Source organism: Pseudomonas sp. B21-054 (genome assembly GCF_026016345.1).
Taxonomy (GTDB): Bacteria; Pseudomonadota; Gammaproteobacteria; order Pseudomonadales; family Pseudomonadaceae; genus Aquipseudomonas.
Genome location: NZ_CP087204.1, coordinates 2,134,448 through 2,157,700, shown reverse-complemented (window position 1 = coordinate 2,157,700; position 23,253 = coordinate 2,134,448). Strand labels below are relative to the sequence as shown.

General features: G+C 61.7%; 21 protein-coding genes and 1 other RNA gene. 13 read left to right on the top strand and 9 right to left on the bottom strand.

Going from position 1 to position 23,253, the window contains the following annotated elements; translation table 11 throughout:
* Positions 1-100 precede the first annotated feature (100 nt).
* The 10 genes from LOY70_RS09570 (at position 101) to LOY70_RS09525 (ending at position 9,635) form a co-directional block, all read left to right on the top strand.
* On the top strand, positions 101-355 hold the full coding sequence (locus tag LOY70_RS09570; RefSeq protein WP_060738429.1) for a type II toxin-antitoxin system Phd/YefM family antitoxin: 255 nt from the start codon (positions 101-103) through the stop codon (positions 353-355).
* Positions 355-765, top strand: a complete 411-nt coding sequence (locus tag LOY70_RS09565; protein ID WP_265035770.1) for a type II toxin-antitoxin system VapC family toxin — start codon at positions 355-357, stop codon at positions 763-765. Before LOY70_RS09570 ends, LOY70_RS09565 begins: the two co-directional genes overlap by 1 nt.
* 302 nt (positions 766-1,067) lie before the next feature.
* Entirely contained in the window at positions 1,068-2,483 is a 1,416-nt protein-coding gene (gene ccoG / locus LOY70_RS09560; protein ID WP_265035769.1) for a cytochrome c oxidase accessory protein CcoG, read from the top strand.
* Between the two features lie 11 nt (positions 2,484-2,494).
* Positions 2,495-3,034: a FixH family protein gene (locus tag LOY70_RS09555; RefSeq protein WP_265035768.1), complete on the top strand. Its 540-nt coding sequence runs from the start codon at positions 2,495-2,497 to the stop codon at positions 3,032-3,034.
* Between the two features lie 157 nt (positions 3,035-3,191).
* Positions 3,192-5,642 (top strand): heavy metal translocating P-type ATPase, encoded by a 2,451-nt coding sequence (locus tag LOY70_RS09550; RefSeq protein WP_265035767.1) that lies wholly within the window; start codon positions 3,192-3,194, stop codon positions 5,640-5,642.
* Between the two features lie 24 nt (positions 5,643-5,666).
* Positions 5,667-5,885 carry a cbb3-type cytochrome oxidase assembly protein CcoS gene (ccoS, locus tag LOY70_RS09545; RefSeq protein WP_265035766.1) on the top strand — a complete coding sequence of 73 codons (219 nt, stop codon included), beginning with the start codon at positions 5,667-5,669 and terminating at the stop codon, positions 5,883-5,885.
* The gene (locus LOY70_RS09540) at positions 5,878-6,561 is read left to right on the top strand and encodes a sulfite exporter TauE/SafE family protein (RefSeq protein WP_265035765.1); all 684 of its coding nucleotides are present in this window, start codon (positions 5,878-5,880) and stop codon (positions 6,559-6,561) included. Before ccoS ends, LOY70_RS09540 begins: the two co-directional genes overlap by 8 nt.
* Positions 6,562-6,787: 226 nt before the next feature.
* Positions 6,788-8,170 (top strand): oxygen-independent coproporphyrinogen III oxidase, encoded by a 1,383-nt coding sequence (gene hemN / locus LOY70_RS09535; protein ID WP_265035764.1) that lies wholly within the window; start codon positions 6,788-6,790, stop codon positions 8,168-8,170.
* A gap of 94 nt (positions 8,171-8,264) precedes the next feature.
* Positions 8,265-8,999, top strand: a complete 735-nt coding sequence (gene fnr, locus LOY70_RS09530; RefSeq protein WP_025212716.1) for a fumarate/nitrate reduction transcriptional regulator Fnr — start codon at positions 8,265-8,267, stop codon at positions 8,997-8,999.
* 87 nt (positions 9,000-9,086) lie between these two features.
* Positions 9,087-9,635 (top strand): adenine phosphoribosyltransferase, encoded by a 549-nt coding sequence (locus tag LOY70_RS09525; protein WP_041020481.1) that lies wholly within the window; start codon positions 9,087-9,089, stop codon positions 9,633-9,635.
* A 125-nt stretch (positions 9,636-9,760) separates the two neighbouring features.
* Here the strand turns inward: LOY70_RS09525 and recR are convergent, their stop codons facing one another.
* The 4 genes from recR to dnaX form a co-directional block, all read right to left on the bottom strand.
* Complete coding sequence (gene recR, locus LOY70_RS09520) at positions 9,761-10,363, bottom strand: recombination mediator RecR (protein WP_025212714.1); 603 nt, start codon at positions 10,361-10,363, stop codon at positions 9,761-9,763.
* A gap of 66 nt (positions 10,364-10,429) precedes the next feature.
* Complete coding sequence (locus LOY70_RS09515; RefSeq protein WP_265035763.1) at positions 10,430-11,464, bottom strand: NADP-dependent oxidoreductase; 1,035 nt, start codon at positions 11,462-11,464, stop codon at positions 10,430-10,432.
* Between the two features lie 288 nt (positions 11,465-11,752).
* Positions 11,753-12,091 carry a YbaB/EbfC family nucleoid-associated protein gene (locus tag LOY70_RS09510; protein ID WP_025212712.1) on the bottom strand — a complete coding sequence of 113 codons (339 nt, stop codon included), beginning with the start codon at positions 12,089-12,091 and terminating at the stop codon, positions 11,753-11,755.
* A gap of 64 nt (positions 12,092-12,155) precedes the next feature.
* On the bottom strand, positions 12,156-14,231 hold the full coding sequence (dnaX, locus tag LOY70_RS09505; protein WP_265035762.1) for a DNA polymerase III subunit gamma/tau: 2,076 nt from the start codon (positions 14,229-14,231) through the stop codon (positions 12,156-12,158).
* A 142-nt stretch (positions 14,232-14,373) separates the two neighbouring features.
* Here dnaX and LOY70_RS09500 point away from each other — a divergent pair, with 142 nt between their 5' ends.
* Positions 14,374-15,141, top strand: a complete 768-nt coding sequence (locus LOY70_RS09500; RefSeq protein WP_265035761.1) for a substrate-binding periplasmic protein — start codon at positions 14,374-14,376, stop codon at positions 15,139-15,141.
* Here LOY70_RS09500 and LOY70_RS09495 read toward each other — a convergent pair.
* Positions 15,093-16,835, bottom strand: a complete 1,743-nt coding sequence (locus tag LOY70_RS09495) for a putative bifunctional diguanylate cyclase/phosphodiesterase (protein WP_265035760.1) — start codon at positions 16,833-16,835, stop codon at positions 15,093-15,095. The two genes, LOY70_RS09500 and LOY70_RS09495, sit on opposite strands and share 49 nt — an antisense overlap.
* Positions 16,836-17,175: 340 nt before the next feature.
* On the opposite strand from LOY70_RS09495, the gene LOY70_RS09490 reads away from it, so the two are divergent.
* Together LOY70_RS09490 and LOY70_RS09485 are read left to right on the top strand one after the other, a co-directional pair.
* Positions 17,176-17,490, top strand: a complete 315-nt coding sequence (locus tag LOY70_RS09490) for a helix-turn-helix domain-containing protein (protein ID WP_265035759.1) — start codon at positions 17,176-17,178, stop codon at positions 17,488-17,490.
* Between the two features lie 231 nt (positions 17,491-17,721).
* Positions 17,722-18,228 (top strand): DUF4823 domain-containing protein, encoded by a 507-nt coding sequence (locus LOY70_RS09485; RefSeq protein WP_265035758.1) that lies wholly within the window; start codon positions 17,722-17,724, stop codon positions 18,226-18,228.
* 196 nt (positions 18,229-18,424) lie between these two features.
* Here the strand turns inward: LOY70_RS09485 and ffs are convergent.
* The 4 genes from ffs to zipA all read right to left on the bottom strand — a co-directional run bounded on the left by ffs (position 18,425) and on the right by zipA (position 23,243).
* An RNA gene (gene ffs / locus LOY70_RS09480) (signal recognition particle sRNA small type) lies at positions 18,425-18,521 on the bottom strand.
* Positions 18,522-18,646: 125 nt separating this feature from the next.
* Positions 18,647-19,807, bottom strand: a complete 1,161-nt coding sequence (locus tag LOY70_RS09475; RefSeq protein ID WP_265035757.1) for a putative zinc-binding metallopeptidase — start codon at positions 19,805-19,807, stop codon at positions 18,647-18,649.
* A gap of 77 nt (positions 19,808-19,884) precedes the next feature.
* Positions 19,885-22,242 (bottom strand): NAD-dependent DNA ligase LigA, encoded by a 2,358-nt coding sequence (gene ligA / locus LOY70_RS09470; RefSeq protein ID WP_265035756.1) that lies wholly within the window; start codon positions 22,240-22,242, stop codon positions 19,885-19,887.
* Between the two features lie 155 nt (positions 22,243-22,397).
* Positions 22,398-23,243: a cell division protein ZipA gene (gene zipA / locus LOY70_RS09465; protein ID WP_123341992.1), complete on the bottom strand. Its 846-nt coding sequence runs from the start codon at positions 23,241-23,243 to the stop codon at positions 22,398-22,400.
* Positions 23,244-23,253 lie beyond the last annotated feature (10 nt).

Sequence of the window (23,253 nt, the reverse complement as noted above, 5' to 3'; positions counted from 1 at the left end):
CTTTTTGTTTGCCGGTGCGACGGGACGAAATTGTTTTGTCTTGCCCGCAATCAACGAGAGTAGTAACGTTCCTACATTCAATTTTCTCGAGGACGCCGCCATGTCCATCACCACTATTTCCAGCCGCGAATTCAACCACGACACAAGTGGTGCCAAAAAAGCCACCCGTCAGGGGCCGGTCATCATCACCGACCGTGGCAAGCCGGCCCATGTGCTGCTAAGCATTGAGGAGTACCAGAAACTGACCGGCATCGGCACCAGCATTGTCGAGCTGCTGGTCATGCCCGACACGCCGGATATTGATTTCGATACCGAGCGTGCCGTCATCTCTCCTCGACCGGTGGACCTGTCCTGATGTACCTGCTCGACACTAACGTCATCTCGGAACTGCGCAAGCCTCAAGCCGATAAGAACGTACAGGCTTGGGCGCGGAGCGTGCCCGCCCCCAGCCTTTACCTCTCGGCGATTACCGTATTGGAACTGGAAACCGGCGTGTTGCGCTTCGAACGCAAGGACCCGGTGCAAGGCGGCCACCTGCGCGCATGGCTGGACAACCATGTCATGCCCGCATTCGCCGGAAGAATCCTGGCGGTCGACCGCGCGGTCGCGTTGCGCTGCGCTCGCCTGCACGTTCCGGATCGCAGCAATGAATGCGATGCACTGATTGCCGCCACTGCGCTGGTCCACGGACTGACCGTAGTCACCCGCAATGTGGCTGATTTCCAAAGCAGCGGCGTGGCGTTGCTTGACCCGTGGTCCAGCTAAGGCATCCTCACGACGGACGAATCGCCCACGATAGTCGCACCCAGCCAACCCGAAAGGGCCTGCTGAATGAGTCAGCAGGCCCTTTCGTTTTCCCCAACGCAACAGAATGTCTATAGTCAATTGACTTGGATCAAGACTTGTTACATCCCGCTACACCATTGTGCCCCTACCCCCAACGCGACCAAAGGTCGCACCCTTGAGTTAGAGCGACAGGCGTATCATTGCGCCACTGCAACACCCCTTGTGACCGTGGTCGGCACGTACTGGCCTCGGCACTTTTCCACTGCCGTGGGATGCAATTGATGAGCAACCAGATTCCGGTACATGACGTTACCCCGCCTGCCAAGGACGCGAACAAAACCGTCGACCTTTATGCCTCTCGGGAAAAGATCTACACCCGCGCCTTCACCGGCCTGTTCCGTAACCTGCGGATGCTGGGCGGAGCATTCTTGTTCTTGCTGTATTTCGGTACGGTCTGGTTGAACTGGGGCGGCCATCAGGCCGTCTGGTGGAACCTGCCGGAGCGCAAATTCTTTATTTTCGGCGCGACCTTCTGGCCCCAGGATTTCATCCTGCTGTCCGGGCTGTTGATCATTGCGGCCTTCGGCCTGTTTTTCATTACGGTCTATGCCGGTCGCGTCTGGTGCGGCTACACCTGCCCGCAAAGCGTATGGACCTGGATCTTCATGTGGTGCGAAAAAGTCACCGAAGGCGACCGCAACCAGCGCATCAAGCTCGACAAGGCGCCCATGGGTGCCAACAAGCTCCTGCGCAAGTTCGCCAAGCACAGCCTGTGGCTGCTGATCGGTTTCGTCACCGGCATGACCTTTGTCGGTTACTTCACGCCGATCCGCGAACTGGTGTTCGAGTTCTTTACCGGCCAGGCCGACGGCTGGTCGTATTTCTGGGTCGGCTTTTTCACCCTCGCCACCTACGGCAACGCCGGCTGGCTGCGTGAGCAGGTGTGCATCTACATGTGCCCTTACGCCCGCTTCCAGAGCGTCATGTTCGACAAAGACACGCTGATCGTGTCCTACGACCCGCGTCGCGGCGAAAGCCGTGGCCCGCGCAAGAAGGGCGTCGACTACAAGGCCCTGGGTCTGGGGGACTGCATCGACTGCACCATGTGCGTTCAGGTCTGCCCCACCGGCATCGACATCCGCGACGGCCTGCAGGTCGAATGCATCGGCTGTGCGGCCTGCATCGACGCCTGCGACAACATCATGGACAAGATGGATTACCCCCGCGGCCTGATCAGCTACACCACCGAACACAACCTGTCGGGGCAGAAAACCAATAAACTGCGCCCGCGCCTGATCGGTTATGCCTTGGTACTGTTGGCAATGATCAGTTTGCTGGTGACGGCGTTCTTCATGCGTTCGCTGGTGGGTTTCGACGTCAGCAAGGACCGCGTGCTGTACCGCGAAAACGCCGAAGGGCGGATCGAGAACGTCTACAGCCTCAAGATCATGAACAAAGACCAGCACGACCATACGTACGTCCTGGAAGCCACCGGCCTGCCCGACCTCAAGCTGCAAGGCCGACGGGAAATCAAGGTCGCGGCCGGCGAGATCTTCAGCCAGCCGGTGGAATTGTCCAGCGCACCGGAACAACTGCCATCGAGCACCAACGAGGTGACCTTCATCCTCAAGGATGCCGATGACGAAAGCGTACATGTCGAAGCCAAGAGCCGGTTCATCGGCCCACAAACTCGTTGAGAGAAATGCACATGCCTGCAGCAACCGCCACCAGCCCTTGGTACAAGCACCTCTGGCCGTGGATCATCATTGCGATCCTGACCTGCTCGGTGACACTGAGCCTGACGATGGTGACCATTGCGGTGAAGAATCCGGATAACCTGGTCAACGACAACTATTACGAAGCCGGCAAGGGCATCAACCGCTCGCTGGAGCGCGAACTGCTGGCCCAGACCCTGCAACTGCATGCCAACGCGCAACTGGACGACGTCACCGGTGAAGTGAACCTGCGCCTGAATGGCAACAGCCGTCCCCAGACCCTGGAACTGAGCCTGATCTCGCCGACCCAGCCGGAGAAGGACCGCAAGATCGTCCTGACCCGCAATGACAGCGAACCGGGGCGGTACATCGGCCAGTTGACGGACAAGATCGAAGGCCGGCGTTTTGTCGAATTGCTGGGTGTGGAGAACGACAAGACCTGGCGCCTGTTCGAAGAAGAACAGATCAACCACGACCAGGCCATCCTGCTCGGCGATGAACCGCTGCAAGGCGCTGAAGACCTGAAGAAGTAAGCCGCTTTCCTGTGGTTCTGATTGTTCCCATGCTCCGCATGGGAACGCAGCCCGGGACGCTCCGCGTCCCCCTCGCAAGCGTGACGCGGAGCGTCACAGGATGCGTTCCCACGCCGAGCATGGGAACGATCATTGGACAACGTTCTGTGAAAACGCAATGACCACTCCACAGCCCTGCTACCACTGCGCCCTGCCCGTTCCCGCCGGCAGTCGCTTCACCGCCGTTGTCCTCGGTGAAACCCGCGAGTTGTGCTGCCCGGGCTGCCAGGCGGTGGCCGAGGCCATCGTGGCCGGTGGCCTGGAGAGTTATTACCTGCATCGCAGCGAAGCATCGGCCAACCCCGAGACCCTGCCCGTCCAACTGACCGATGAACTGGCGCTGTACGATCGCCCTGACGTGCAGCAATCGTTCGTGCGCCATGAGGGCGAGCTGGCCGAAACCACCTTGTTGATGGAAGGCATCAGCTGCGCCGCCTGCGGCTGGCTGATCGAAAAACAATTGCGCAGCCTGCCGGCCGTGGCCGAGGCGCGCTTGAACCTGTCCAATCATCGCCTGCAGGTGCGCTGGGCCGACGCTCAACTGCCACTGAGCGCGCTACTCGCCGAATTGCGCCAGATCGGCTACGTCGCCCACCCGTATCAGGCCGACCAGGCTTGCGAGCAACTCGCCGCGCAAAACCGCCTGGCCCTGCGCCAATTGGGCGTGGCCGGGCTGCTGTGGTTCCAGGCGATGATGGCGACCATGGCCACCTGGCCGGAATTCAACATCGACCTGAGCCCGGAAATGCACACCATCCTGCGCTGGGTCGCGCTGTTCCTCACCACCCCCATCGTCTTCTACAGCTGTGCGCCGTTCTTCAAGGGCGCCATGCGCGACCTACGCACCCGCCACCTGACCATGGACGTTTCGGTGTCCCTGGCCATCGGCGGCGCTTACGTTGCCGGGATCTGGACCTCGATCACCGGCGTTGGCGAGCTGTATTTCGATGCCGTGGGCATGTTCGCCCTTTTCCTGCTGGCCGGCCGTTACCTGGAGCGCCGGGCCCGGGAGCGCACGGCCGCCGCCACCGCCCAACTGGTCAATCTGTTACCGGCCTCGTGCCTGCGCCTGGAAGACAACGGCCAGAGCGAGCGCATCCTGCTCAGCGAATTGCGCACCGGCGACCGGGTATTGGTGCATCCCGGCGCGGTCCTGCCGGCCGATGGCAAGATCCTCGAGGGCCAGTCCAGCATCGACGAATCGCTGCTGACCGGCGAATACCTGCCACAACCCCGCCAGGCAGGCGACGCAGTCACCGCAGGCACGCTGAACGTCGAAGGTGCGTTGACAGTCGAGGTGTTGGCCCTTGGACAGGACACTCGCTTGTCGGCCATCGTGCGGCTGCTGGAGCGGGCCCAGGCCGAGAAACCGCGACTGGCGGAAATTGCCGATCGCGCCGCACAGTGGTTCCTGTTGTTCTCCCTCGTCGCGGCGGCTGCCATCGGACTGTTGTGGTGGCAGCTGGATGCCTCGCGCGCCTTCTGGATCGTCCTGGCAATGCTGGTCGCCACTTGTCCTTGCGCCCTGTCGCTGGCCACGCCAACCGCCCTCACCGCCGCCACCGGCACCCTGCACAAGCTTGGCCTGCTGCTGACTCGCGGCCATGTGTTGGAGGGCCTGAACCAGATCGACACGGTGATTTTCGACAAGACCGGCACCCTCACCGAAGGTCGTTTGGCATTGCGCGCCATTCGACCGTTGGCGGCCCTGGACAGCGATCAATGCCTGGGCCTGGCCGCGGCCCTGGAAAATCGCTCCGAGCACCCCATCGCCCGTGCCTTTGGCCGTGCGCCACTGGCCGCCGAGCACGTACAGAGCACGCCGGGGCTGGGACTCGAAGGTTTAGTGGACAAACAACGCCTGCGCATCGGCCACCCCGGTTTTGTCTGTGAGCTCAGTGGCGCGGCGATACCGGTGATGCCAGACGAACCCGGTCAATGGCTGTTGCTGGGCGATGATATCGGGCCACTGGCCTGGTTCGTCCTGGACGACCGCCTACGCGTCGATGCCCCGGCGCTGCTGGCGGCCTGCAAGGCGCGGGGCTGGCGGACGTTGCTGCTGTCCGGCGACAGTTCGCCGATGGTCGCCAGCGTCGCCGCCGAACTGGGCATCGACGAGGCCCGGGGCGGTCTGCGCCCGGACGACAAACTGGCCGTGTTGCAGCAGTTGCACCAACAAGGCCGCAAGGTGCTGATGCTCGGTGATGGGGTGAACGACGTGCCGGTGCTGGCGGCGGCGGACATCAGTGTCGCCATGGGCTCGGCCACGGACCTGGCCAAGACCAGCGCCGACGCGGTGCTGCTGTCCAACCGCCTCGACGCCCTGATCCACGCCTTCAATCTGGCCCGGCGCACCCGCCGAGTGATCATTGAGAACCTGGTGTGGGCAGGGCTGTACAATGGCCTCATGTTGCCGTTCGCCGCCCTCGGCTGGATTACACCCGTGTGGGCCGCGGTCGGCATGTCCATCAGTTCGTTGACCGTGGTGTTGAATGCGCTGAGGCTGACTCGTCAGCCCAAGGCGCAGGTAATCGACGCCACGCCCGATACCCGCCCGCTGCCGGCCTGAGCCGCGCGGGCATGGAGTCCTGACATGCCAGCTCTTTACGTAATGATCCCGGCCGCGCTGCTGATCGTGGCCATCGCCGTGTACATTTTCTTCTGGGCGGTGGACAGCGGGCAGTACGACGACCTCGACGGTCCGGCCCACAGCATTCTGTTCGACGACCAGGATCCGAACCACAAGGCGGCGGTGGACGAAGCCAGCGGCCAGGCCCGCGAGCCGGACGACAAGGCTGCGCCCCATGCTTGACCTGGCGCCACTGCTGGTCTCGGCGGTCATCCTCGGTCTGCTCGGTGGCGGCCATTGCCTGGGCATGTGCGGCGGCCTGATGGGCGCCCTGACCCTGGCGATTCCCAAGGAACAGCGCAGCCGGCGCTTCCGGCTGCTGCTGGCGTACAACCTGGGGCGAATCCTGAGCTACGCCACCGCTGGATTGCTGATCGGCCTGGCCGGCTGGGCCGTGGCCAACAGCCCGGCGGCGATGATCATGCGCGTGCTGGCCGGTTTGCTGTTGATCGCCATGGGCCTGTACCTGGCGGGCTGGTGGAGCGGCCTGACCCGCATCGAAAGCCTGGGGCGTGGCTTGTGGCGACACATCCAGCCCGTCGCCAACCGCTTGCTGCCGGTGTCGAGCCTGCCCCGGGCCTTGCTGCTCGGCGCACTGTGGGGCTGGCTGCCGTGCGGGCTGGTCTACAGCACCCTGCTGTGGTCCGCCAGCCAAGGCAACGCACTGGACAGCGCGCTGCTGATGCTCGCCTTCGGCCTCGGCACCTGGCCAGTGCTGCTCGCCACCGGCCTGGCCGCCGAACGCGTCACTGCCCTGCTGCGCAAACGCAGTGTGCGCATGGCCGGCGGACTGTTGGTGATTGTTTTCGGGATCTGGACGCTGCCAGGGCCGCATCAGCATTGGCTCATGGGCCACTGACCGAGTGCTTCGGCACGCCCCGGTGTGGGAGCGAGCTTGCTCGCGATGACGGCGGCACATTCAACATCACCGGTCCAGCCAGACCGCTATCGCGAGCAAGCTCGCTCCCACAAGGAATTTGCGGCGGGATTTTCCTCCCAATTATGCCCCGTTGATGCAAATCAACACGCCACCCGGGCCGCTCCCCTAGACTCGCCCCATGCCAGCCTATCCGGGGAACGCCCGCATGCTTGACGCCATTCGTTGGGACACAGACCTGATCCGCCGTTACGACCTGGCGGGGCCACGCTATACCTCGTACCCGACCGCCGCGCAATTTGGCAGCCAGGTGGGCGCCTTCGACTTACTCCACGCCCTGCGCGACAGTCGTAAGGCCTTGCGGTCGCTGTCGCTGTATGTGCACGTGCCGTTCTGCGCGAACATTTGCTACTACTGCGCCTGCAACAAGGTCATCACCAAGGACCGCGGCCGCGCCCACGCCTACCTGCAACGCCTGGAACAGGAAATCCAGCTGATCGGCTGTCACCTGGACCCGGCCCAGCGCGTGGAACAGCTGCATCTGGGCGGCGGCACCCCCACCTTCCTCAGTCACGACGAGCTGCGCCAGTTGATGGCCCAGTTGCGCAAGCATTTTCACCTGTTGGACGACGATTCCGGCGACTACGGCATCGAGATCGACCCTCGCGAAGCGGACTGGTCGACCATGGGCCTGCTGCGGGAACTGGGCTTCAACCGGGTCAGCATCGGCCTGCAAGACCTGGATCCGGCCGTGCAACGCGCCGTCAATCGCCTGCAGAGCCTGGAAGAAACCCGCGCCGTGATCGAAGCTGCCCGGACCTTGCAGTTCCGCTCGATCAACATTGACCTGATCTATGGCCTGCCCAAACAGACGCCGGAAAACTTCGCCCGCACGGTTCAGGAAGTCATCGAGCTGCAACCGGACCGGCTCTCGGTGTTCAACTACGCCCACCTGCCAGAACGCTTCATGCCCCAGCGGCGCATCAACAGCCAGGACCTGCCGAACCCGGAGCAGAAACTGGCCATGCTGCAAGGCACCATCGAGCAACTGACCGCCGCTGGCTACCGCTACGTCGGCATGGACCACTTCGCCCTCCCCGACGATGAATTGGCGATCGCCCAGGAAGAAGCCACGCTGCAGCGCAACTTCCAGGGTTACACCACCCACGGTCATTGCGACCTGATCGGCCTTGGTGTGTCCGCCATCAGCCAGATCGGCGATTTGTACTGCCAGAACAGCAGCGACCTGAACCATTACCAGAACACCCTCGCCGACGGACAATTGGCGACCAGTCGGGGGCTGATCTGCAATACCGACGACCGGTTGCGGCGCGCGGTGATCCAGCAGTTGATCTGTCATTTCAACCTGGCCTTCGCCGAGATCGAGCAACGCTTCAACATCGATTTCCACGGCTATTTCGCGCCGTTATGGCCGCAATTGCAGGCGATGGCCGCGGATGAATTGATCGAGGTCGACCACACACACATCAGGGTACTGCCCGCTGGGCGGCTGCTGGTGCGATCAGTGTGCATGGTGTTCGATGCCTACCTGGAGCAGCAAAATCGACAACGCTTCTCCCGCGTCATCTGAGCGCGACAATTTGGCGACGAAACCACACTGGCCGGAGTGCCGGCGCTGGGGTACCCTTACGGCCTATGTGTGATTTCCCACAAGGATTTAAGAAATGTCCGAGCCAGTCAAACTGCGCGCTCATAGCCAGGCCCATTGCAAGGATTGCAGCCTGGCCCCCCTCTGCCTGCCACTTTCGCTGAATCTGGAGGACATGGAAGCGCTGGACGACATCGTTAAACGCGGCCGCCCGTTGAAAAAAGGTGAATTCCTGTTTCGTCAGGGCGACACCTTCGACTCCGTCTATGCCGTGCGCTCGGGCGCCTTGAAAACCTTTAACCTGAGCGATGGCGGCGAAGAGCAGCTCACCGGTTTCCACCTGCCCAGCGAGCTGGTGGGCTTGTCCGGCATGGACACCGAGAGCCATCCGGTCTCGGCCCAGGCGCTGGAAACCACCTCGGTGTGCGAAATTCCCTTCGACCGCCTGGACGAGCTGGCCATACAGTTGCCGCAACTGCGTCGTCAGCTGATGCGCGTCATGAGTCGGGAGATTCGCGACGATCAGCAAATGATGCTGCTGCTCTCGAAAAAAACCGCCGACGAGCGCATCGCCACGTTCCTGGTCAACCTCTCGGCACGCTTTCGCGCCCGCGGTTTCTCGGCCAACCAGTTCCGCCTGAGCATGTCGCGCAACGAAATCGGCAATTACCTGGGCCTGGCGGTGGAAACCGTGTCCCGGGTGTTCACCCGTTTCCAGCAGAATGAGTTGATCGCGGCCGAAGGTAAGGAAATTCATATTCTCGACCCGATCCAGCTCTGCGCCCTGGCCGGCGGCTCGCTCGACGGCTGACGGACAAGCGCGGCTGCAGGGCGGCTGAGCAATAGCCTCGGCCGCGCTATACTGCCGCGTTTGCAGCTCACCCAGGACGCCTCCCCGATGGTCTTCGACTCCTTCGACATCAAATCCCTGATCCGCCCCGTGATCGACTTCCCCAAGCCAGGCGTGATCTTTCGCGACATTACCCCGTTATTCCAGTCCCCCACCGCCCTGCGGCTGGTGATGGACAGCTTCGCCCACCGTTATGTCGAGGCCGAGTTCACTCACATCGGCGCGATGGATGCGCGCGGTTTCCTGATCGGCTCGATCCTGGCCTATCAGTTGAACAAACCACTGGTGCTGTTCCGCAAGCAAGGCAAGCTGCCGGCGGACGTACTGGCCGAGGGGTATCAGACCGAATACGGCGAAGCCTTCCTGGAAGTGCATGCCGACAGCCTGTGCGAGGGTGATTCGGTGGTGATGTTCGATGACCTGATCGCCACCGGCGGCACGCTGATCGCCGCCGCCAACCTGATCCGCCGCATGGGCGCCAAGGTCCACGAAGCGGCGGCGATTATTGATTTGCCGGAATTGCTCGGCTCCCAGCGTTTGGAAGACATGGGGATTCCGACATTCTGTCTGACGCAGTTTTCGCTCAGCGAAAGGTAATTGGCAGGCAACAATCGAACCTGTGGGAGCGAGCTTACTCGCGATGGCGATTTATCAGTCGCATGGATGTTGACTGATCCACCGCTATCGCGAGCAAGCTCGCTCCCACAGGTACTGTGTAGCGGCTACAGCGCGATCGGCTTGCGCCCGGCAAACGAATGCGCCAGCGTCCCGCCGTCCACCAACTCCAGCTCGCCACCCAACGGCACGCCGTGGGCGATGCGGGAGGCGATCAGGCCTTTGTTGTTCAGCAACTGGGCGATGTAGTGGGCAGTGGCTTCGCCCTCGACCGTCGGGTTGGTGGCGAGAATGACTTCCGTGAACGTGCCCGCCTCTTCGATTCGGGCGACCAACTGCGGAATGCCGATGGCTTCCGGGCCCAAGCCGTCGAGCGGTGACAAATGGCCCTTGAGCACGAAGTAACGCCCCCGAAAACCAGTCTGCTCCACCGCGTACACATCCATCGGCCCTTCCACGACGCACAGCAGGCTGTCGTCCCGACGCGGGTCGGCACATTGTGGGCAAAGGTCGTCTTCGGTGAGGGTGCGGCACAGACGGCAATGCCCGACCCCTTCCATGGCCTGGCTCAGGGCCTGGGCCAGGCGCGAACCGCCGCTGCGATCACGCTCAAGCAATTGCAACGCCATGCGCTGGGCAGTTTTCTGACCCACACCTGGCAACGTTCGCAAGGCATCGATCAGTTGGCGAATCAAAGGGCTGAAGCTCATGGAGGAAATGTCCGACATAACAACGAGACGCGGTTTATACCCGCGCCTCCGATTAGCGTCAAATACTCAATCCTGCGCCACCCGCACCACCAACTTGCCGAAGTTGCGCCCTTCCAGCAGACCGATAAAGGCCTGCGGCGCATTCTCCAGGCCATCGACCACGTCTTCACGGAACTTGACCTTGCCATCGCGCACCCAGGGCGCCATGGCACTGATGAACTCCGGCTGACGGTCACCGTAATCGTCAAACACAATAAAACCCTGGATCCGCACGCGCTTGGTCAGCAAGGTACGCTGCAATGCCGGCAAGCGATCCGGACCGCTCGGCGCTTCATGCGCGTTGTAGGAAGCGATCAGGCCACAGAGCGGGATACGCGCCTTGGCATTGAGCAACGGCACCACTGCGTCGAAGACCTTGCCGCCGACATTTTCGTAGTAGATGTCGATGCCCTTGTCGCAAGCCCGGGCCAGTTCCTCGGCAAAGTTTTCAGCTTTGTGATCGACACAGGCGTCGAACCCCAACTCGTCGACCACGTATTGGCATTTCTCCTTGCCGCCAGCCACGCCGACCACTCGCAGGCCCTTGATCTTCGCCACCTGGCCGACCACGGAGCCCACGGCGCCCGAAGCCGCCGCCACCACCAGGGTTTCCCCGGCCTTGGGCTGGCCGATGTCCATCAGCCCCATGTACGCGGTCATGCCCGGCATACCCAGCACACCCAGGGCCATCGATGGGCTGGGCAGCCCGGACGGGATGGGGATGACATTGCGGCCGTCGCTGATGCTGTGACTCTGCCAACCCGTGGCCCCCACCACCAGATCGCCCTCTTGGAATTTCGGGTGCATCGAGCGCTCCACGCGACTGACAGCGCCACCGGTCATCACCTCGTCGATTTCCACCGGCGCGGCGTAGGACGGTGCGTCACTCATTCGGCCGCGCATATAGGGGTCCAGGGACAGGAACAGCGTCTTGAGCAGGATCTGCCCGTCCACCAAGTCCGGCAGCGCCACCTGTTCAAGGCGGAAATTGTCCGGGGTGGGCGCACCCTTGGGGCGGGAAGCGAGGACGATGCGCTGGTTGGAGGTCGATGCTTGGGACATGGAAGCGTTCTCCTTGATCGTTGAGTGGCACGTATAGGGAGCAGACCATTGCCGAGGGGGCGGCGTTCGATGTTTGTTCGGTTGGACCGCAGTGACGGCATCGCGAGCAAGCTCGCTCCCACATAGGACCTGCGATGAACCTCACAATTGAGAACACTTCAATCCAGTGTGGGAGCGAGCTTGCTCGCGATAGCGGCCTCATAGCCACCACATTGCCTTGGACAGAAACAAAAATGCCAGGCGCGGTGCCTGGCATTGTGTGTAGCCCATCCCCACCGGGATGGCGAATCAGAACGGCAGCTTCATGCCCGGTGGCAGTTGCATGCCAGCGGTCATGCCGGACATCTTGTCCTGGCTGTTGGCTTCGATCTTGCGGACGGCATCGTTGACGGCGGCGGCGAACAGGGCTTCAAGCATTTCCTTGTCGTCTTCGCTCAAGCCTTCGACCACGCTCGGATCGATGCTGACGCGCTTGACGTCGTGGCGACCGGTCATGACCACCGTCACCATGTCGCCACCGGACTTGCCGGTGACTTCGGCGTTGGCCAGTTCTTCCTGCATCTTGGCCATTTTTTCCTGCATCTGCTGCGCCTGCTTCATCAGGCCGGCCATGCCACCTTTCATCATGGGAATCACCTCGAAAGTACTTGGATAGACAACACGCCCGACCCATTCGGCCCGGCGCTTTCAGTTATGAGCCCTGGATAACCGGGGCCTCGACAGGTTCGATAGTATCGTGGCGGACCACGGCGCCGAACTGTTGCATCATCTGCTGGATGAACGGATCGCCATGAATCGACTCCTCGGCTTCGCGCTGACGGTTGGCACGGCGGCGAGACGCAGCCTGGGCCGGGGTTTCCTGCTCAGGCTTGATCAGCTCGATGCTCAGCGTCAGGGTACGCTGGTGGTACTGGTTCAACGCATCGTTGAGGCGACGCTGCTGGGTCGCGTTGAACAGCGCGCTGTGGGCCGGGTCCAGGTGCAGCAGCCAGTGGTCCCCCTCCACGGAGATCAACGTGCAGTTGGCGGCGATGCTGCCGGTCATGCCGGTGATCGGCAGTTTCGGGAACAGCTCCAGCCATTGCAGCGCCAGCCCGGTGGCCGGCATCGCCGCGGGTTCTGGCTCGGGCTCCGGTGCTGGCTCGGCGGCGTGCTCGCTGGCCAGCTCGTCCAGGTAGCTGTAGGCCGAATCCATGTCCGGCTCGATGTAATCCTCATCCAGCGGCGGCTCGTCGTCCAGGTCGATGCCCGGCGTGGCGATATCGACATCGGCCACCGTCGGCTCGGGCACGGGCGCTGCGACCCATTCCGGCGCATCGAGCACCACGCTGTCGGGCGTTGGCAAGGGCATCGGCGGCAACTCGGGCTGCTCGGCGACGGTTTCCAACACGGGCTCGACGACCGGCTGCTGGATCACTTGCGGCTCGACCGGGTCGTTCCAAGGCAGGTCGACGACTTCTTCGGCGACGGGCTCGGGCAGCGCTTCGACGACCGGCTCGGGTTCCGGCTCGGGTGTCGCGACAACAGGCGCCGGCACCGGCTGGGCTACAGGTGCCACCGCTGCCGGAGCCGAAGTCACTGCCGGCGCAACGACGGGCGCGGCAGCCACTGGCTTGGCGGAATCAGCTGTGGCCTGGCTGATCCCCACTGGCTTTAGCGTTTGCCTCGGGGCATCCGCCGTGTCGGCTGGCCGGAACGCCAGCATTCGCAACAGGACCATTTCGAAGCCGCCTCGCGGATCCGGTGCCAAGGGCAGGTCACGGCGGCCGATCAGGCCCATCTGGTAATAGAATTGCACGTCTTCGGCCGGCAGCACCTGGGCCAGGGCCAGCACGCGATCACGGTCGCCATGGCCGTTGTCGACGCCATCAGGCAAGGCCTGGGCGATGGCAACACGGTGCAACACGTTGAGGATTTCCGAGAGCACGCCATTCCAGTCCGGGCCCTGCTCGGCCAGGTGACGCACCGCCTCGAGAAGCGCCTTGGCATCGCCTTCGATCAGTGCATGCAGCACGTCGTAGACCTGGCCGTGATCGAGGGTGCCGAGCATGGCTCGGACATCGGCGGCCATGACCTTGCCTTCACCGAAGGCGATGGCCTGGTCGGTCAGGCTCATGGCGTCACGCATCGAACCATCGGCGGCGCGGCCCAGCAGCCACAACGCATCGTCTTCGAATGGCACGTTCTCGACGCCCAATACGTGGGTCAGGTGCTCGACCACCCGTTCCGGCGTCATGTTTTTCAGGGAGAACTGCAGGCACCGCGACAGAATCGTTGCAGGAAGTTTCTGCGGGTCGGTGGTCGCCAGGATGAACTTGACGTAGGGCGGCGGTTCTTCGAGGGTCTTGAGCAGCGCATTGAAGGAATGGCTGGAGAGCATGTGCACTTCGTCGATCAGGTAGACCTTGAAGCGCCCACGGCTCGGCGCGTACTGCACGTTGTCGAGCAGTTCGCGGGTGTCTTCGACCTTGGTGCGGCTGGCGGCGTCGATCTCGATCAGGTCGACGAAGCGGCCCTCGTCGATTTCCCGGCAGACCGAACACTCGCCACAAGGTGTCGAAGTGATACCGGTTTCACAGTTCAGGCACTTGGCAATGATCCGCGCGATGGTGGTCTTGCCCACGCCCCGGGTACCGGTGAACAGATAGGCATGGTGCAGCCGCTGGCTGTCCAAGGCATTGATCAGAGCCTTGAGCACATGGGTCTGGCCGACCATTTCGCGAAACGAGCGCGGACGCCATTTACGTGCAAGAACCTGATAACTCATCGAAAACCGTCGCAACGAAGGAACATAAGCGGCTAATGCTAGCGGAGCAGGGGCGAAATTGCATCCAGTGTGCTCGTCTAATCTGACTAAGCTTGGGTCAGGGACTCGGTTGTCGACCGGTTTTACACAGTCAGGAGAGTTTATGCGCTCAGCCATGGGGGCTTTGCTGTTGGTGGGTACAGGTTGTTTTGCCGAAGAAGTACCGTTGCGATTCGCCATTACCGACGGCTGGGCCATGCCGATGGTGCAGATCGAGCGAGGCCGTCCGACCCAGGGCATCATTCCCGACGTCATGACCAGCCTGGCGACCCACGTAGGCATGCCGGCTGAATTTCACGTCCTGTCCCGCGCTCGCCTGGACGGTGCCATGAAACACGGCGAAGTCGACGTACGTTGTTATGTCACCCCCGATTGGGTTGCCGACAAGGGTGGCGACTATATCTGGAGTGTCCCGCTGTTTTTCCAACGCGACATCCTCGTCGCCACGGCAAACGCCCCCGCCACGGTGACGCCGGCGACGCTGCCGCACCAGCCCATCGGCACCGTGCTCAGCTATACCTATCCGACCCTGCAGCCTTTGTTCGACGGCGGGCACCTGCGGCGTGACGATGCACGCAGCCAGGAACAAGTGCTGGCCAAACTGCTGGCCGGCCGCTATCGCTATGCGGTCAGCAACCAGTGGGCGCTGGACTGGTTCAATCAACGGCATACCGCTGACCAGCAATTGCACGAAGTGGCTGTTCTCCAGCAACAGCTGTTGAGTTGTTACGTGCGCGATGACCCGAGAATTCCAGCGCAACGCATTTTGCTCACCTTGCAAAAAATGAAAATATCGGGGGAAATCGACGCGATCATCCAGCTCTATACTGGCCGCAGTGAAACATCGGAAACCGCGGCCGACTCTCCCTGAATGCCCGGCCGCTGCTGCCATTGCAACGGCGGAATGAATCCCGTCACCCAGCCGGGGACTTGTTCAGGCGGCATGGGGCGGGCGATGAAATAGCCTTGAGCCACCTCGCAGCCCAGGCGCAGCAGCAGTAGCCCATGTTCGAGGCTGTCCAATCCCTCGGCGACGACTTGGCGACCAAATGCCCGGGCAAGGCCGATCACCGCCTCGGTCAGCGCCAGGTCGTCGCGGTCATCGAGAATATCGCGGACAAAGGTCTTGTCGATCTTGATGGTTTGCGTGCGCAGGTGCTTGAGGTCGTTGAGCGAGCAATAGCCTGTGCCGAAGCCGCCTAGCGAAAATCCCACACCCAAGGCCTGACACGCCTGGAGGCAGGCACTGACGTGTGCGAGGTTTTCCACGGCGACGGATTCGACGATTTGCAGATCCAGCATGCGCGGAGACACCGTCGGGTGTCGCTCCAATACGTCTCGCAGGCGCTCGACGAAATCCGTGCGCTGGAAATGCCGCGCCGAGATATTGATGCTCACTGGCCAGCCCTGCCCTGCCTGCTGCCACTGCTGCAGCTGGGTCAACACCTGCTCCATCACCCACTCGCCGATCTCGACGATCAGATCGGTTTCCTCTACCAGCGGCAGGAACTCTCGAGGCGGGATCAGGCCACGCTGTGGATGTTTCCAGCGCAGCAACGCCTCCAGGCCGACCACTGCGCCGTTGCGCATGTTGACCTTGGGCTGGAAGTGCAGCCGCAGCTCGTGAGTCGCCATCGCCTGGCGGACCCGCTCGACAGTCTGATAAGTAGCCCGGACCTCCTTGTCCCGGGACACATCGAATAGATGGAAACGATTGCGGCCACTTTGTTTGGCCACGTACATCGCCTGGTCGGCGTGGCGCAACAAGGTTTCGGCGTTTTCGTTGTCCCACGGGAACAGCGTGACGCCAATGCTGGCAAAGACCTTGATGCCCTTGCCGTCAATGGCATACGGCATTGAAACGGCGACCAATACACGGTTCAGCGCGGCATTCAATTCATCCATCCCACGCACATGGCGCAGCACCAGCACGAACTCGTCCCCGGCCAACCGAGCCACCACGTCTTCGCCACGTACGATACTGCGCAATCGCCTGGCAACCTCCACCAACAGCCGATCACCACTGGCATGGCCATGACCATCGTTGACGGCCTTGAAGCCATCAAGGTCGAGCATGCACACCGCCAGGGGTAGATTTTCCGCGCGGGAAAACGCCAGGGCCTGGTCCAGCAGCTCGGACAAGTAGGTGCGGTTGGGCAATCCGGTCAGCACATCGTGCCCGACCCGCCATTGCAAGGAGTGCAACAGCCGACGCTTTTCGCTGACGTCGAAGCGAATCGCCAGGTAGCGTTCGACTTGCCCGCTCTCATCGTCGATCACCGGAACCAGGGTGGTATCGACCCAGTGCAACGTTCCGTCCTTGGCCCGGTTACAAATCTCCCCTTTCCAGACCTGCCCCAAGGCAATGGTGTGCCACATGGAGCTGAAAAACTCGTCGGGGTGTTGGCCGGAATTGAGCAGGCGATGGTTCGCGCCCAGCAACTCATCGCGCGGGTAACCAAAAAGGCTGCAAAACTGGTCGTTGACGTAAGTGATGCGCCCGCTCAGATCGGTTTCGGAAAAAATCGCGGCGGCGTCAACGGCTCTGCGGTACTTCTTATCCATCGAAGCAGTCATCCATGAGTCAGGCTCATTTGTCGCGCGCGGTTGCACCGCCTCTGGAACAGGCGAAAATCAACTAGGCTCAAACACCTTGAGATAAGCTGGAGCGCGGGCCCTGGAGGCGCGACCTGAGAGGGAGCAGGCCCCTGCCTTGTGTCGCGGCAAGAAACACAAGGCCCACTCTTTTCGCACATCCCGGCTTCTGAAGCAGGTCACTAAATACCCGTGCCAAAGGCCGATTCTACGAAACACATCACATTTTGCAAGTCAAGGTGATGAATCATGCAGTTGCCTAATGCGAAAATCTATCGTTAAGTTCTTGATTCTAAATGGGAATTAAGCGATGCAAATTTCAAGTTTGGGTGCGGCCATCAGACGCTATCGCAAAGTAGCGGGGCTGACTCAGGCTGAACTTGGCGAAAAAACCGGTTTTGACCCCAAAACCATCAGCCGCTTCGAAACCGGCAACTACACCCCCAGCGTCGAAGCCCTGTTCCTGCTTGCCAATGTGCTGGATGTGCAACCGAAAGCTTTCTTCACCGACATGAGCGAGGAAGACGAACAGCGGGCCTATCTGTTCGGTGTCATACACAGAGCCACGCCGAAAGACCTGGGGAAGCTGATCGCCGCGGTTGACCAGGCGATGTCCAAGTCTTGATACCGTCATGAAAAAGAGCAGCCAGACCTGTCGATGCAAGACAGGCCTGGCTTCTCTTTGGTGTTCGCTTGTCCAATTGGCAACCCTTACCCATGCCCTTCGATTCCGTCGGCGACCAACAAACAATGTCACGTTGACATCAACGACCGCGACCCCTGACTATCAAAGTCCATCTTGCATCCCCATGATGCCTGCGACCCGCTGACATCAATAGAATCCCAAGGGCACACCGTGCATAAACTCTCGATCATTCTTGTTTCGCTACTCGCCACCGGCTGCACCGCTAAATATGCACAACAAGATGTATTCCCCAGCCAGGCAAAACTTGATCGGCAAATGCCGATCGCCATTGCCACGCCGATCGACGGCCGCTACGAAACGACGGTATACCCTGCGTCCGGCGACATGACCGCCGCCGCCGTTAAAACGGCCTTCTCTCATTACACCAACCGTGTGACGGTAATGGGCGCGTGCCGTGAACTGAGCTGCCTGAGACAAAACAGCCCCTCGGGCTACTACGTCATCCCGGAAATCCTCCATTGGGAAGAACGCGCCACGGAATGGTCAGGCATCCCCGACAAGATTGAAGTGAAGCTGGCCATCTATGGCCCGACGGGCGCAGAACCACTGGGGTCTGCGATCCTGACGGGTAAAAGCAAATGGGCGACCTTTGGCGGGGATCATCCACAGGACCTGCTGCAGGAGCCGATTGCTGAGTATGTGAAGGCTCAATACTGATCGCAGAACCGCAAGCGTTTCTGAGCCCGGCCCTGTCGATGTGCGATAGGACCGGGCTGCTTTTTTTGGGCTTCGATTGCCCTGCCTGGCCAAAAGCCGGACAGCAGAAAGCAACGATCGATATCGATCAGCAAACAAAAAGAAATTTGGAATTCAAAAAGCCTTGCGAACGAAGGCCTGGGCGTTATGGAGGCAACCCCACCAGCCACACCCCGGCACACAATGTTCCCGCTGTGGCTGCTTCCTTCCGGATCTGACCAGGTTCACGGGTAATCGTTGCGGGGGGACCGATGGGGTCACCATAACGACGCCCGCCTGACGGCGAGCCGCGCCATTGTACCTATCTGACGAGAAGTTACAACCGTTCCCGCCGGATTAAAAAACTGAAGATGTTCAAGCACTTGCCGTGGGAGCAAAGCTACAACAGCACCTCATCCGCCCGGCCACCCTCTTCCTGGATCACCAGATGGATGAAATGCAGCTTGGTAATGACGGCGGCCGGTACGACGAACGGGTAGAAATCCGGCTGGCCCATGCTGCGGGACAGTTCGTTGAGCATGCCGGCCAGTTCGATCCAGGCGTTGACGAACGAGAGGAAGGCCGCGCCGCCAGTGTGTTCGGGGTCGTACAAGGTCTCGGGCGGGAACGGCTGATAATCAAAATCCATTTCCCGGGCACTCATGCCGAAGCCCAGCGCCGTGTCCACGGCATCCATCATGTGCAGGTAGTGGGCCCAGGTTTCGGCCCAGTCTTCCCAAGGGTGCATGGTGGCGTACGCACTGACGTAGCGGGTTTGCCAGTCCAGCGGCGCGCCTTGCTGGTAGTGGCGTTCCAGGGCTTCGGCGTAACTGGCGCGCTCGTCGCCAAACAGTTCGCGAAAGGCCTCGAGCCAGGGGCTGTTGGCAATCAAGCGATCCCAATAATAGTGACCCACTTCGTGACGAAAATGCCCGAGCAAGGTGCGATACGGCTCGCGCATCTGCTGGCGCACGTATTCACGATGGGCATCGTCAGCCTCTTTGATGTCGAGGGTGACCAACCCGCTGGCATGACCCGTGGTCGGTGGCGTGCCATCGGGGTCGACGCCGATGAAATCGAACGCCAGGCCGATGTTTTCATCGACGGTTTTCGGGATGACCGGCAGGCCGAGGGTGATCAGTTGCGCCACCAGCCGGCGCTTGGCGGTTTCTACTTTGCGCCAGCGCTCGGGGTTTTCCGGGATCGACAGGTCGGGAATGGTGCGATTCAGGCTGCAGGCGATGCACAGGGTATCGTTGCCGTTGGCCGGTAACAGCCAGTTGCACGCTGCCGGTGTGTCGAGGTTCGCGCAACGACGGAACAGTCCGGCTTGCGGGTCGACGTCCAATGTCCAGGTGTCGGGTTGCTCGCCGGGTTGCAAGGACGACAGGCGACTCTGCTCCGGCTGATAGCCCAGCACCGCCAGGCAGGCCAGGCATTGGCTGTTGCGAAAAAACAGGGACTGGCCGCAGCGGCACGGCCAGATCTTACTGTTGCGTGAGCGGTCGCCCATGAAAGGCGCCGCGATGCGTGAGGTCAGTTGTTCGAAGAAGCGGTACATGGCGATCTTTCCCAGGAGCCTGCAAGACTAGATCATCCCCTGCCCTTGATCGTTCCCACGCAGTGGGAGCGATCGTGTCAGATCTCGATACCGTGCTGCCCAAGGAACGCCACAAACGCCGCTTCGTCGAGCACCTTGATCCCCAGCTCATTCGCCTTGGCCAGCTTCGAACCCGCACCCGGCCCGGCCACGACGCAATGGGTTTTCGCCGACACCGAACCGGCCACCTTGGCCCCCAGGCTTTCCAATTTGTCCTTGGCGACGTCGCGGCTCATCAACTCCAATGAGCCGGTCAACACCCAGGTGTGTCCCGCTTCGGGCAGGCCTTCGACAACTTTTTTCTCGCTTTGCCAATGCATGCCGAAGTCCCGCAGCTGCTGTTCCGCAGCCTCGGCCTGTTGGCGATTGGCGGCGATGGCGAAGAACTCGCGCACGGCGTTGGCCTGTTTTTCCGGCAATGCCTGGCGCATGTCCAGCCAGTCGGCGCTCATCACCGCTTCGAGGGAGCCGAACTTGTCCGCCAGTTTCTGCGCCCCGCCCGGCCCGACCGACGGAATGTGCAGCTTGTCGAGAAAACCGCCCAGCGTCGTGCTGGCGGAAAATTCGGCGCCCAACTCGCCCTGGTCCTGGATATCGAGGCCGTGGCGCAGCAGGTCCTTGATCACCTGGCGGTTATGCGGGTCTTCGAAGAAGCTGTGGATCTCGTAGGCCACTTCCAGGCCGACATCCGGCAGATACGTGAGCACTTGGGGCAAAGCCGCCTGCACGCGCTCCAGCGAACCGAGGGAGCGAGCCAGGACCTTGGCGGTCTCCTCGCCCACGTCCGGAATGCCAAGGGCGTAGATGAAACGCGCCAGGCTCGGCTTTTTGCTGTCGACGATGGCCGCCAGCAAGTTCTTGCTCGACAGTTCGGCGAAACCTTCCAGGTCGACCACTTGCTCAAAGGTCAAGGCATACAGATCGGCGGGCGAGCCCACCAGGCCCTCGTCCACCAGTTGCTCGACGCTCTTCTCGCCCAGCCCCTCGATGTCCATGGCCCGACGCGACACAAAATGAATGATCGCCTGCTTGAGCTGCGCGCCGCAGGCCAGGCGACCGACGCAGCGGTACACCGCGCCTTCGCTGATGGTCTCGCGGCCCTTGCTGCGCTTGATCAACTGCGTGCGCTCGACATGGGAGCCGCAGACCGGGCACTGCTTGGGGACCTCCACCGGACGGGCATCATCCGGGCGGCGCTCGGTGATCACTTGCACCACTTGCGGGATTACGTCACCGGCACGACGGATAATCACAGTGTCGCCGATCATCAGGCCCAGGCGCGCCACTTCGTCCATGTTGTGCAGGGTGGCGTTGGCCACGGTCACGCCGGCAACTTTCACCGGCTTGAGTCGCGCCACGGGCGTGACGGCCCCGGTGCGGCCGACCTGGAACTCAACGTCCAGCAACTCGGTGAGTTCTTCAGTGGCCGGGAATTTATGGGCAATGGCCCAGCGCGGCTCGCGGGCACGGAAGCCCAGCTCACGCTGGGAGGCAATGCTGTTGACCTTGAACACCACACCGTCGATTTCATAAGGCAATGCGTTGCGCCGCTCGCCGATGTCGCGGTAGTAGTCCAGGCATTCGTCGATGCCGTGGGCCAGTTTCAGCTCACGGCTGATGGGCATGCCCCAGGCCTTGAGCTGCTTGAGATTGCCGATGTGCGTATCGGCAATGTCTGCGGTGACCTGGCCGATACCATAGCAGCAGAACTCCAGGGGACGGTTGGCAGTGATCCGCGAATCCAGCTGGCGCAAGCTGCCGGCCGCCGCGTTACGCGGGTTGGCGAAGGTCTTGCCGCCCGCCTCCAGTTGCGTGGCGTTGAGGCGCTCGAAGCCGGCCTTGGACATGTACACCTCACCGCGCACTTCCAGCAGCGGTGGCCAACCGCTGCCCTGCAACTTGAGGGGAATATTGCGCACAGTGCGCACATTGACGCTGATGTCTTCACCAGTGGTGCCGTCACCGCGCGTGGCACCGCGCACCAGCATGCCATCCTGATACAACAGGCTGACCGCCAGGCCATCGAGCTTCGGCTCGCAGCTGTATTCCACCGCCGCGCCACCGCCCAATAGATCGCCGACAGGTAAGTCGAGGCCTTCGGTCACTCGGCGGTCGAACTCGCGCATGGTGGCTTCGTCGAAAGCGTTGCCCAGGCTGAGCATCGGGATCTCGTGCCGCACCTGGCTGAACGCCGACAGTGCCACGCTGCCGACCCGTTGGGTCGGGGAATCGCTGGTCACCAAGTCCGGATGCTGCTCTTCCAGGGCCTTGAGCTCGTGGAACAGGCGGTCGTATTCGGCGTCCGGAATGCTCGGCTCGTCGAGGACGTGGTAGCGATAGTTATGCTGATCCAACTCAGTGCGCAGCTGTTGGATGCGGGTTTCGACGGCGTTCATGGGTGTTCTCTCATAAAGCAAAAGAGCAGCCTAGGCTGCTCAATCTTTTAAAATCGTCGGCAGTTCGAGTCTGAACCTACCAATACAGAACCTGTGGCGAGGGGATTTATCCCCTCGCCACAAAAAGCCCCTCCGCCACAAAGGCTCTGCTGACTTCAGCGTTTCTGGGTCAGCGCGCGGCGTTCGAACTCGACGATGCGCTGGCGGTAATGCTCGATGGTTTGGGCAGTCAGCACGCTGCGCTGGTCATCCTTCAGTTCGCCATTAAGCTCCTGGGACAGCTTGCGTGCGGCAGCCACCATCACGTCGAAAGCCTGCTTGGGATGACGTGGACCTGGCAGGCCAAGGAAGAAACTGACGGCAGGGGTGCTGAAGTGGTCGATGTCGTCCAGGTCGAACACGCCTGGCTTGACGGCGTTGGCCATGGAGAACAGCACCTCACCATTGCCAGCCATGCTTTCGTGGCGGTGGAAAATGTCCATCTCGCCAAAGCGCAGGCCGCTTTCCAGGATGTTCTGCAGCAACGCCGGGCCCTTGAAGCCGGCCGGGTCGCGGCAGATCACGCTGATCACCAGCACTTCTTCGGCCTGGGCCTGGTCTTTGTCGGCACTCGAGGTTTTGTTATCGTCCGGGAAATCGTCGTCGCGGCTGCTGAAGCTCGGGCCGCCGTCCAGGTCAAGATTGAGGTTCAGGTCGCCCTGGGACGGCTCGCTGTTGCGCTTGCCGCGCTTGGAACCCGATTCCCGAGGCTCGCGCGCAGGTGCGCTCATCGACGGCAGGTCGTGCTCGTCCAGCTGCGGTTCCTTATGGGTGTCCAGCACCCGTGGCGGGCCCAGCAACTCGGCGTTGCCGTCGTCGTCCGGCAGGTTCGACAGGCTGCGATCAAGACGAAACTTCAGTTTCCCCTTGCCACCGCGCATGCGGCGCCAGCCGTCGAAAAGAATACCGGCAATGACAATGATGCCGATGACGATCAGCCACTCGCGCAGACCGATTTCCATGTAATCCCGT